12 protein-coding genes are annotated in these 11,472 nt (G+C 43.8%); 7 read left to right on the forward strand and 5 right to left on the reverse strand.

Translation table 11 applies throughout. The features are described 5' to 3' along the window. Nucleotides 1-33: 33 nt before the first annotated feature. The 3 genes from hisS to ACVW0P_RS14945 all read left to right on the forward strand — a co-directional run bounded on the left by hisS (nucleotide 34) and on the right by ACVW0P_RS14945 (nucleotide 3,082). Nucleotides 34-1,407 carry a histidine--tRNA ligase gene (hisS, locus tag ACVW0P_RS14935; protein WP_457132795.1) on the forward strand — a complete coding sequence of 458 codons (1,374 nt, stop codon included), beginning with the start codon at nucleotides 34-36 and terminating at the stop codon, nucleotides 1,405-1,407. Nucleotides 1,408-1,455: 48 nt separating this feature from the next. Then, nucleotides 1,456-2,040: a Crp/Fnr family transcriptional regulator gene (locus ACVW0P_RS14940; RefSeq protein ID WP_457132796.1), complete on the forward strand. Its 585-nt coding sequence runs from the start codon at nucleotides 1,456-1,458 to the stop codon at nucleotides 2,038-2,040. Between the two features lie 70 nt (nucleotides 2,041-2,110). After that, nucleotides 2,111-3,082: a quinone oxidoreductase family protein gene (locus ACVW0P_RS14945; RefSeq protein ID WP_457132797.1), complete on the forward strand. Its 972-nt coding sequence runs from the start codon at nucleotides 2,111-2,113 to the stop codon at nucleotides 3,080-3,082. Nucleotides 3,083-3,246: 164 nt separating this feature from the next. Here ACVW0P_RS14945 and ACVW0P_RS14950 read toward each other — a convergent pair whose 3' ends face one another. The 3 genes from ACVW0P_RS14950 to ACVW0P_RS14960 form a co-directional block, all read right to left on the reverse strand. Continuing rightward, nucleotides 3,247-5,097, reverse strand: coding sequence for a PAS domain S-box protein (locus ACVW0P_RS14950; protein WP_457132798.1), 1,851 nt, complete (start codon nucleotides 5,095-5,097; stop codon nucleotides 3,247-3,249). Nucleotides 5,098-5,190: 93 nt separating this feature from the next. Next, on the reverse strand, nucleotides 5,191-6,390 hold the full coding sequence (locus ACVW0P_RS14955; RefSeq protein WP_457132799.1) for a DUF1501 domain-containing protein: 1,200 nt from the start codon (nucleotides 6,388-6,390) through the stop codon (nucleotides 5,191-5,193). Nucleotides 6,391-6,449: 59 nt separating this feature from the next. Further along, nucleotides 6,450-7,829 (reverse strand): DUF1800 domain-containing protein, encoded by a 1,380-nt coding sequence (locus tag ACVW0P_RS14960; RefSeq protein ID WP_457132800.1) that lies wholly within the window; start codon nucleotides 7,827-7,829, stop codon nucleotides 6,450-6,452. Between the two features lie 111 nt (nucleotides 7,830-7,940). Here ACVW0P_RS14960 and ACVW0P_RS14965 point away from each other — a divergent pair, with 111 nt between their 5' ends. Genes ACVW0P_RS14965 through ruvC form a run of 4 tightly spaced genes read left to right on the forward strand, consistent with a single transcriptional unit; the run spans nucleotide 7,941 to nucleotide 10,523 of the window. Then, nucleotides 7,941-8,753 carry a DUF3857 domain-containing protein gene (locus tag ACVW0P_RS14965; protein ID WP_457132801.1) on the forward strand — a complete coding sequence of 271 codons (813 nt, stop codon included), beginning with the start codon at nucleotides 7,941-7,943 and terminating at the stop codon, nucleotides 8,751-8,753. A 31-nt stretch (nucleotides 8,754-8,784) separates the two neighbouring features. Further along, entirely contained in the window at nucleotides 8,785-9,255 is a 471-nt protein-coding gene (locus tag ACVW0P_RS14970; RefSeq protein ID WP_457132802.1) for a hypothetical protein, read from the forward strand. Nucleotides 9,256-9,265: 10 nt separating this feature from the next. After that, entirely contained in the window at nucleotides 9,266-9,904 is a 639-nt protein-coding gene (aat, locus tag ACVW0P_RS14975) for a leucyl/phenylalanyl-tRNA--protein transferase (RefSeq protein WP_457132803.1), read from the forward strand. Between the two features lie 19 nt (nucleotides 9,905-9,923). Continuing rightward, nucleotides 9,924-10,523, forward strand: a complete 600-nt coding sequence (ruvC, locus tag ACVW0P_RS14980) for a crossover junction endodeoxyribonuclease RuvC (RefSeq protein ID WP_457132804.1) — start codon at nucleotides 9,924-9,926, stop codon at nucleotides 10,521-10,523. Nucleotides 10,524-10,536: 13 nt separating this feature from the next. Here ruvC and ACVW0P_RS14985 read toward each other — a convergent pair whose 3' ends face one another. Further along, nucleotides 10,537-10,881, reverse strand: coding sequence for an Imm32 family immunity protein (locus tag ACVW0P_RS14985; RefSeq protein WP_457132805.1), 345 nt, complete (start codon nucleotides 10,879-10,881; stop codon nucleotides 10,537-10,539). 60 nt (nucleotides 10,882-10,941) lie between these two features. After that, entirely contained in the window at nucleotides 10,942-11,466 is a 525-nt protein-coding gene (locus tag ACVW0P_RS14990; protein ID WP_457132806.1) for a 5' nucleotidase, NT5C type, read from the reverse strand. Nucleotides 11,467-11,472 lie beyond the last annotated feature (6 nt).

An 11,472-nucleotide genomic window follows, 5' to 3' on the forward strand; every position in this document is an offset into this window, starting at 1 on the left:
TGGGTGAGGCCTGCTTTTTTGTACCTTTGCCGCATGGCATCCATCAAACCATCTGTACCTAAGGGCACCCGCGATTTCTCTCCCGCCGAAATGGCAAAGCGGAACTTTATTTTTGACACCATAAAAAGTGTATTCCGCAAATACGGTTACCAGCAGATAGAAACCCCATCGATGGAAAACTTAAGCACCCTTACCGGCAAATACGGTGATGAGGGTGACAAGTTGATTTTTAAAATATTAAATAGCGGGGATTTTTTAGCCAAAGCGGATGAGCAGGCAATTGCCTCACGTAACTCTAACCAAGCCACTCCATCAATCTCCGAAAAAGCCCTCCGTTATGACCTTACGGTGCCATTCGCGCGTTACGTAGTACAACACCAAAACGAGATAACCTTTCCTTTTAAACGTTTCCAGGTGCAGCCGGTATGGCGTGCAGACAGGCCACAGAAAGGCCGCTACCGCGAGTTTTACCAATGTGATGCAGATGTGGTAGGCTCGCCATCGTTATTGAACGAGGCAGAGTTTATCATGATCTATGACGAAGCCTTAAGCCTGCTGGGTTTAAAAGATTTCAGTATAAAGATTAATAACCGTAAGATCTTATCAGGTATTGCCCAGGTGATAGATAAGCACGACAACATCATCGACATGACCGTTGCTATCGATAAGCTTGATAAAATCGGTTTCGATGGCGTAGTAAAAGAACTCATTGAACGCGGATTTAGCCAGGCAGATATCGATACCATAAAACCCATTATACTGTTAGAAGGCAGTAACGATGAAAAACTTGCAAGTCTGCGTGCGGCTTTACAAAACTCAGAAATAGGCCTTAATGGCTGCGACGAGATCCAGACCGTATTTGACTACATTGCCGCCTGCAAACCGTTAACCGCCAAATTGGAGCTGGATATTACCCTTGCCCGAGGCCTAAACTATTACACCGGTGCTATTTTTGAAGTAAAAACCAACGAGGTTGCCATGGGCAGCATTGGCGGCGGTGGCCGTTATGACGACCTTACCGGTATGTTTGGGCTGAAAGGATTGACCGGCGCGGGTATCTCCTTTGGTGCCGATAGGATCTATGATGTATTAGAAGAACTGAACTTGTTCCCGCAATCGGCAGAGCAAAGTACGCAGGTGCTTATTTGCTGCTTTGATGAACAGGGCGAAAAATATGGCCTTCCCTTACTGCAAAGCTTGCGCAGCCAAAACACCAATGCCGAACTTTACCCCGCGGGCGCCAAAATTAAAAAGCAGATGGAGTACGCAAACAACAAGCAGATCCCATACACCGTACTAATAGGCAGCGACGAAATGGAAAGCGGCCTGCTTACCTTCAAAAACATGGAAAGCGGTGTGCAGGAAAAATTATCAGTTGCTGATATTTTGAGCAGGGTTAAGAAGTAAGCCCTTGCTTACCTTTGGAACTTTATGTTATATTAAATCGGCCAAGTTATGATCTTCCATTTCAGAAAAAAGTTCCCTCAACTAAATCCGTTTTGGGATAAGTACCTGGAATATCAAACCCGGATGGATGTGCCTGCAAAAACCGTTCTGCTGCAAGAGGGCAAAGTATCCGGAAACTACATTTTTATAGAAAAAGGCAGCGTAAGAGCTTTCTTCAATAATAACGGCGACGATAAAACTGTACAATTTTTTTTCGAGAACGAGGGGCTTACCTCTTTCGATAGCTTTACCAACAACGTACCCAGTCTTATTACCATCGAAACTATTGAACCATCGGTGGTTTACTTGCTTCCCAAAAAGCACGTGCTGCAATTGGTAAACGAGCTAACCCGCGAACCTGAGTTTGTGCAGCTGATGTTACGCATGTTTGCACAGCGACAATTGCATTATATGGAAGAGTTTTTCTCCTTTATCCGCGATACGCCCGAGCAGCGATATTTAAACCTGCTTACCAAACGGCCGCACATTATTCAGCGGATACCGCAGCACTATATCGCTTCGTATCTTGGCGTAAGCACTGTACACCTAAGCCGCATAAAAAGTAAAATAGCTAAGGGTAACCTGCATTTCTAAACTTGATAACATATGTTATCGCCCTGGTGCTGCTACAAAACCGACATTTGTCTTAACATAAAAGATAAAAATGAAAGCAGCAGTAATGTATCAAAAAGGGGAGTTACCCCAATATGCCGATTTCCCGGAACCAACGCTTCAAAACAATGATGGAGTTTTAGTAACTGTAAAAGCAGTAGCCATAAAACATTTTGATAAAGGCACGGCGAGCGGCAAACACTATTCCAGCGATGCCCCGAAACCGCAAGGCAAGGTAGTTGGCGGGGATGGAGTGTGCCAGTTAGAAGATGGAACTCGGGTTTATGGTATGGGCATAAGCGGCATGCTGGCCCAAAAGGCAGTTATCCACAAAGATCGTATGGTAAAGGTTCCTGCAAACGTTGATGATGCCACAGCTGCTGCTTTGCCTAACGCGGTATTTGGCGCTGCAATGGGGCTACGTTTTAAAGCCGATATTAAACCCGGCGATGTAGTGCTTATAAATGGCGCAACGGGTTTTACCGGGCGGGTAGCTACACAAATAGCTAAATATTATGGCGCTAAAAAAGTAATCGTAACAGGCAGGAACCCAAAGTCACTTAAAGCTTCATTATTACTAGGTGGGGATGAAATAGTTTCTGTTATGCAAGACGATGAAGCGTTTGCCGCCCAGGTCAAAGCCATTCATCAGCAAACCCCTATTGATATTATAATTGATTACCTATGGGGCCACACTGCTGAAATGATACTGGACTGTATAAAAGGTGATGGATCTTTCACCAATAAAATAAGTTACGTCTCTGTTGGTAGCATGGCCGGCGATGTTGTCCGGCTATCCGCTGCCGTTATGCGCAGTGTGGATCTTCAGCTAACAGGATCTGGGCTTGGCTCCTGGTCTAAACAGCAGGTTGAATTGGTTTTCAGCGAGATCTTGCCCGAAATGTTTGAATTAGCATCCCGAGGGAAACTAACTGTAGAAACCACAAAATTTAACCTGCCCGATATAGCCGAACTATGGGGTTTAGACGTCCCCGATGGGCAACGCCTGGTTGTAGTTATTTAACCTCTTCCATTTAAAATCACACTATGAAAGCCGCATCGCTAATTGCAGCATGGTCTTTTATTGCCTTAAGATTGCGTAATTCGGGCCGAACTAAGAGGGCTTTGGCAAGGGTCAGCAAAGTTTGGCCGTAAACAATAACTGCACGTGGATTAAAGGTGGGCTTGTCAGGTTAGGTACACCTTAAACGTTGTGCCCTTGCCCGGCGTGCTATCTACCTCAATTTTACCACCGAAAGCTTCTACCTGGTTTTTGGTGATAAACAGGCCCATGCCCTTCGCATCAAGGTTGCCATTAAAGGTTTTATACATGCCAAAAAGATCATTGCCATGTTTTTTAAGATCTATGCCTATGCCGTTATCGGCAATGGTGAAACCCTGCCTACCCTCATCATTAAAATAATGCAATGTAATTTTGGGCTGCCCGGTTGCCGAGCGGTACTTTATGGCATTGCTTAACAAGTTAAGCACTATGCTTTCTAAATAAGCAGGGCTATACACAAGCGAAATATCGGCCGGGATATGATTTTCAACATGTACGTTCCAAAGGCTAATCTCGGCGTGCAACAATTCTATGGCGCGGTTAAAGTAAGTAAGCAGGTCTAATTCGGTTGTTTGGATATCTACGTTGGTTTGTATCGATACCACCTCATTAAGGTTGGTAATAGTATCGTTCAATTGCTCGGATACTTGTGTTAAATGGCCGGATAGTTCCAGTTTTTCGTCCTCGCCAATAGCAGGGTCGGCCAGGACATCCATTATCATTTTAAAATTACTGGCATGCGTGCGCAGGTTGTGCGATACAATGTAGGCGAAATTTAGTAAGCGACTGTTTTGCCCACTCACTACATCAAGCGTTTCGCGCAGGTGTTGTTCCTGTTGTTTTTGGTCGGTAATATCGGTGTGGGTACCAATAATGCGGGTTGGTTTATTATCCTTATCGTATTCAATAACCTTTGCGCGATCAAGCACCCATTTGTAGGTGCCATCTTTACACAAAACGCGGTGCTGGTTAGAGTATACGTCTGTTTTGCCCTTAATATACGACCTTACATCTGCTATATATCTATCACGGTCTTCAGGATGCACGCGGGCTGTCCATTGGCCCGGCACGTTGCTAAACCCGTGCTCTTCTAACCCTATCATACTCAAGCATTGTTTTGAGTGAAATATAGTGTTGTTCACCAGGTCGAAGTCCCAGATGCCCCCGCCCGAACCTTCTGATGCGAAGATCCAGCGGCGCTCGCTTTCGCGGAGCCGTTCCTCAGCTTGCCTGCGTTCGGTAATATCTTTTATTTGCGATACAAAGTATAGGGGCTCTTCAGCCTTATCGCGCACGATTGCTACGTTCAGCAAGATCCAGATGGTAGCACCATCCTTCCTGATGTACCGTTTCTCCATTTGATAGGAGTTTATCTCTTTATCCAGCGTACGTTGCAACAGGGTAAGGTCGGCCTCCAGGTCTTCGGTATGAGTTATTTCCTGGAAGGTTTTAGTCATTAATTCTTTAGCAGAATAGCCCAGCATATCGCATATGCTTTTGTTTACCTTTAAAAAATTGCCTTCGGTTGATACCAGCACCACACCAATGGGCGAGTAATCAAATGCATTTCTAAAAGTTTCTTCGCTTATTTCAAGTGTTTTTTCGGTTTTCTTTTTTTCGGTGATATCTATGTGGCAACCTACCATCCTTACAGGTGTATTGCCATCCCACTCAATAACCCGGCCGGTGGTATTTATCCAAACTATCGATCTGTTTTTGTGAGTGTAGCGTACATCTATATTAAAGGGCTTTAGGCCGTGGCTGTCGTAATGCTCTTTAAGGCAAGCATCCATACGGCCTACATCTTCGGGTACGATAAGTTTTGCCCAGGTATCAGTAGTGTTTTCAAGTTCATCGTCGCGGTAGCCAAACATGGCTTTAAAGGCACTGCTTAAGATCACCCTATCCTCCTGCAGATAACAGTCCCAATAGCCGGCGAGGGTTTCCTCCAGGATGATCTTGTATATATTCTCCATTAATTAGGGGCTTCTCGTATTTATTAACGGTAACTCCAAGATACAATTAATTGGCGACTTACAATTTTTCCTGTCACTCAACAACTCTTTTTTCTATACAAAGTTAAGCCCGGCAAAATTCTTGTTCAAAATTTGGCTATTATTTACATTTAGCCACTTATCAAGCAAGGTGGCGTACACATCCCTAAAATCAACCTCGTATTTAAGGTCGCCGTTATCAAGGGCCGATAAATTTGGCGCATTGTTATAAATACCTGCTTTATTAAGCTTACCCCCAAATATCATTACGTTGTTGGCAGTACCATGGTCAGTTCCATTGCTGGCATTCTGTTCCACCCTACGGCCAAATTCAGAGAAGGTCATTACCAGCGTATCATCCAGTTTGCCGGTTTGTTTCAGGTCTTTAATAAAAGCGGCTACCGCGTCCCCATAAATTTTTAACTGGCGGCCTTGTTGATTTTGCTGCTGCGTATGGGTATCGAAACCACTTAACGACACATAGTAAACCCTCGTTTTTAAACCTGAATTTATAAACTTAGCCACGCTTTTTAATTGCCCTGCAAAGGCCGATTGCGGGTATTGCGCCGTGGTGTTATATGTTTTACTGGTTTGCTGAATGTAGTTGGCCGATGACGAGGTCTCGATCATTGTTTTGTATAAATAACCCAGATTATCTTCGCTCAGGTGGGCGGCATCGTGCTCGTTCACCAGTTCTTTAAAGAATGGTTCGCGGGTTGATTGGTAGAGCTTTGCCGGGTTTTGCACTGCTATACCTTTCATTTTGGCCCCTTTCATGGCAAGCGATAAGGTATCATCAACCTCAACCGCGGTATATGGGTCTTTATTGATGGCGCAGTTGGCATCCAGATAACGGCCAATCCAGCCGGTGGTTAAAAACTGGTTAGATTCGCTGCCGGTTTGCCAGATATCCATGGAACGAAAGTGCGACCTGTCGGGGTTGGGGTAACCTACAGAATTGATCACGCTCATCCAGCCCTGGTCGTAAATTTCTTTAAGCGACGACAAGTAGGGGTTTAACCCCTGCATATCGTTTAGTTTGATGATCTCGGGCTGTTTTATGGCAATAGTGTTCCGTTTTTGGTAATATATGTCATTACCATAAGGCACAATAGTGTTAAGCCCATCGTTACCGCCAGACAGCTGGATGATCACTAAATTTTTATATCCCGTTAACTGCCCCGAAGCCATAGCTTCGAGTGGTTTGAGGAATGATGGTATCAGGAACGCGCCTGATGCCAATGTAGTGCTTTTTAAAAAATCTCTTCTTTTCATTTGTCAATTAAGAATTAGTGATTGGGTGAACGCCCATTAAGCGGGTCACTAAACCACTGTTAATACAATTGATACTCGGGTGTAGAAACCAACTCTATCACCATAGATCGTATATTGGTAGCGCGGTTCACTATCGCCATTAAGTTCGCGTTTAGCGCAGGTGCCAGTATCACACCCGCAACCGTCGCCTTTGATATGTTGGACGGGATGCCCGTTAAAAATTTATCCCAGTTAGGTTGTGTTTGCACCTGCGTGTTTACGGCTTTGCGTTTGTTTACATTCATAGCTAAAAAGGCCTCATCTTCCGGGTCGGCCTTGCCTTTAAAATCTATCACCCCATCGTTTAAAACCGTGGATGGGATCTTTAACCTAAACATTAACGATGAACTGTCTATCCAACTTTTCCCACCGGGCCAGCCGGCCACATTTGGCGGATAGAACAGCACCTGCCCCAGGGCTCGTTCAAACTGCATTATTACATCGGGGTTTTTATAGTCGATATAAAACTGGCGGTTAAGCCCCACAATAAAATCCACAGGGGCTTTAATGAGGTTGCCGGTGTTTTTATCAGTGTAAAACCAATCGGCAGTAAAAACGAATTTTAAAAGTTTGGTTATATCGTAAGCACTGCTGTAAAAGACATTTGCCATAGCGGTAACGTTAGCCATATCAGGCGTTTCATTCACCAGGTATTTATACAGCTTGGTGCAAATAAAACGCGCGGTCTCTTTTCGTTCCAGTAAAGTATTGATGATATCTTCGCCCGTAAAGGCGCCTGTTTTACCCAGGAAGTGTTTTTGCCCTTCGTCATGCAATACCTTGCGTTCTACAAATTCGCCATCGTTATCAAAGCCCCACCCGGTAAACGCCCGTGCCGATTCTTTTACATCCTGCTCGGTATAATTACCACGGCCAATAGTGAATAGTTCCATCAGTTCGCGCGCGAAATTCTCGTTTGGGTGGCCCTTTTTATTTTGCTGATTGTTTAAAAACTGCAGCATGGCCGGCGATTTAGATACCGCCAACAACAGGGTTTTAAAGTTGCCAAGGGCGTTTGTGCGTTGTATATTATTGAGCTGCTGGGCGTAAAATGCATTTTGTGTGCGGCAGGCAAAATGGTTATGCCAAAAAAGGGTCATCTTCTCGCGCAGCTGCGCTTCAGACATGCTCATTTGGTTTACCCAGGTAATATTCAGATCGCGCTCAAGTTGGCGCTGCTGTTGCATAAACATCTTTTTAGTGAGCGAATCGGCTTTGGCAGCATCCCTATAATTTGTATTGTTGGTAACTACGGTAAGGGGTTTTATTTCTGTAGATGAAGTAAAAAACCCCTCTACCGCATGTTTGACTGTTAAGCCTTTCACCCGCTGCATATCTGCAACGCGAAGGCCAAAACCGGCCCGTGCATATAAATGCTTTATCTTATTGGTGTTATCCATAGCTTAATTATGACAATTTTAAACCAGGGTAGTTTAACCTTCGCAATTTTTTTAAGTGTTTATTAAAAATGTTATGCTAAATGTTATATTCGTGTAACCTAAGCTGATTGTATGTACAAAACTATTACTTGCCTGTTATTATGCCTTAGTGCGTCATTTGCAAACGCACAAACTACCCCAACAGTTAACAGAACCCCCGCCTTTGGCAAAGTTGATGTAGCCGATCTTGAATTAAAAGCCTGCGACTTTGAAAGCGGTGCAACCGCCGAAATACTCTTTGACAGAGGCGACGCCTACTACGACGGCAACCTCGACCTTGCCATGGAAAGGCATAAAAGGATAAAAATATTTAATGCAAACGCTAAAAATAACGGCGATATCCGCATTGAATATATTGGCGGCAACCATTTAGAATTTATCACAGGCATACAGGCCCAAACCATTAACCTCGTTGATGGAAAACCCGAAATTACCAAGCTGGATAAAAAACTGATATTTACCGAACAAATAGATAAAAACCGCACCGCCATTGTATTTAGCATGCCTAATGTAAAGGCAGGGTCTGTTATTGAGTACAAGTACATATGGCATACCAACTCCATAAGTAACTTCCCGGATTGGTATTTCCAGGATAAGTTGCCAACACGCTACAGCCAACTATCTGCAGCCATACCCGATATTTTTTATTTTAAGCAAAAAACCAATATCAACCAGGCACTTGCCAAATATTCCAATAAAAGCGAAGGCAGAAGCCTGGGGACAGGTAGTGATGTGATAACCTATAGCCTGGAAACAAATGTAAGGGCATTGGAAAACGTACCATCGTTGCCCGATGAGCCGTACATGACCTCTAACTCAGATAACCTGCAATCTGTTGTTTACCAGTTAACATCACATTGGCTTAGCTACTTTAAAAACCGATGAACAGAAAGAGTACCTGATACGCATGCTTAATATGAAGCAGCCATCAGCATTAAACTATAACCCCGTTGCCGATAACGAAGGCATAAAAGAAGTAAGCCTTGACATTGAGTACGATAAGTTTAGCGATATTATAACCGGCGACAAAAGGTTTTATCGCCCGCAAGTTTTTGAACTATGGGGTAACACCGTGCCGATATTAGACAAACGGAGCAGCGACTACTATTTTAACCACCCAATGCTTAAAAATTGTGTAACTACTATTGATCTGCCTGCGGGTTTCGAGGTAGAAACAATGCCGGTTAACCAGTCGCTTAAGTTTAGCTACGGCGACTACGATGTTAAATATGTTTACAACGCCGCTAAAAACCAGGTAATAAGTATCGCTAAATTTAAGTTGACCACCCAGGTTATCCCTTCTGCCAAATACACCGAAATGCAGCAGTATATGGATGCCATAGCAAAAGCGCAAAATAAAAAGCTGGTAATACGCCGCAAGGCTTAATTTTGCCCTGATGATATTCAGGCTTGATGATCGCTTATTGTTCCCCAACCCGGCACTTGCCGAAGAAGATGGCTTGCTGGCCGTAGGCGGCGATCTATCAACCGATCGCTTGTTGCTGGCTTATCAAAATGGAATTTTTCCATGGTATAGCGAGGATGAGCCCATTTTGTGGTACTCGCCGCATGAGCGGTTTGTGCTATATCCGAATGAGTTGAAGATCTCCAAATCTATGAACAAGGTGTTACAGCTGGGGATATTTACCGTTACTACCGATACCTGTTTTGATGATGTGGTGGCGGCCTGTTCGGCTATTGAACGCGAGGGGCAGGACGGCACCTGGATAACCGATGACATGAAGGCCGCTTACTCCAATTTGCATCAAGCCGGGCACGCTCATTCTGTTGAGGTTTGGCTGGATGACAAACTGGTAGGGGGTTTATACGGCGTACATGCCGGCGATGTGTTTTGTGGCGAAAGTATGTTTAGCAAGGTGAGCAATGCTTCTAAGACCGCGCTTATCTGGCTTTGCAACACGGGCGAATACCACCTGATAGATTGCCAGGTTTACACCGAACACCTGGAAAGCATGGGAGCTTGCATGATACCGCGCGAAGAATATATTGCCATACTGCACAAAACCATTGGCTAAACATTAGTTTTGTAAACAGATGATAGAGCAGGCAAATCATAAGGAACGAATAATTTTAGGCATTGACCCGGGTACAGCTATAATGGGCTATGGCCTTGTGCTGGAGAAAGGGCCAAAAATTGAACTGATAAGCCTTGGTGTGGTTAAAATGGATAAAATTGACGACCACATGCTTAAGTTGCAACGCATCTTCGAGAAAACCGTTGCATTGATAGATAACTATAAACCCGATTGCCTGGCTATTGAAGCCCCGTTCTATGGTAAGAACATACAGGTGATGCTGAAACTTGGGCGTGCGCAGGGTGTTTGCATGGCCGCGGCGCTTTCGCGCAGTGTAAGTATTACCGAGTATGCCCCGCGTAAAATAAAACAATCTATTACCGGGAATGGCAGTGCCACTAAAGAGCAGGTATCGGCCATGCTGCAAACCATCCTGAAGTTTAACGAAACGCCCGAATTTTTAGATGCTACCGATGGGCTGGCTGTTGCCGTTTGCCACTCGTTCCAAAAAATACAGGTAGCACGAGGCGGAAAAGTAACCAGCAAAAAAAGCCACAGCGGCTGGGAAGCTTTTGTGAAGGATAACAGCGCCAGAGTGGTTAAAGACGCCGGTAAATAATAATATTTGATCTTTATTTTCCTTTTGGAATGTACGCTTCATAAAATTCTCCTGTACCTTTTGCATCAAGCCTTCCAACTATTACTTGCGATACAGAATTATTTGACAACTCAATACCACGTCTTAAATGGTAATGTTCTCGTGCTCCAACTGGTAAATATTTATCGTTTACCTTTTCCTGATTTAGTTCTGCAATTTCAAGTAATAATTTAGCAAATGATCTTAATCCTTCCGGGTTTCCATGGATTAATACTTCGTCCCACTTTTCTATTTCTCCTTCAAATTCGTCTTCGTTATGACTAATGCTTATATCTAAATGCCCTTCAATTTCGTTCCCTTTAGTTTGGTTATATTTCATCTTATTAATTGTTGGTTTAGCTCTGCAAGAAACTTATAATATCCGTGTATCTAAAAATAGCTAAAGCAGAAGTCTTCTTACATCTTCCCAATTATTTACACGTACATCCCATTCTACATTATGGTTATGCGCGGCAGTGTACAAAATGCCCTGCCCTATAAATCGTTTAAAATGCTTAACGTTATCATCTATCAGGTAATCGGCATTAATGATGCTTTTATCGCCACAAAAAACAATGTTGGTCCATGATATGTAAGGGAAATGCTCTCCCAACCAAGCCAGTTTAGGTAATAACGAATTGGGGAACTCCATAGCGGCTGTGGTGAAAAAGATCTCATATTTTTCGTGCAGGTCTTTAATCACTTCCTTACATCCGGGAATAACTGCCAGGTCTTTAAAAAAATCATCGTGAAAAACATACTTTTTTGAAATACCCTTGTGCATCGGATCTATAAGTTCTTCGAATGTATGTGCATGGAGTTGCTCTGGTGTGAATTGAGTACCATAATCACGCGTGTACCACTCTGCAAAACGTGCGTGGGCATCCGCCACAACCTCGTCCATATCTATAGCTATTCTTTTCATAATGTG

This window comes from Mucilaginibacter sp. UYNi724 (assembly GCF_054057495.1).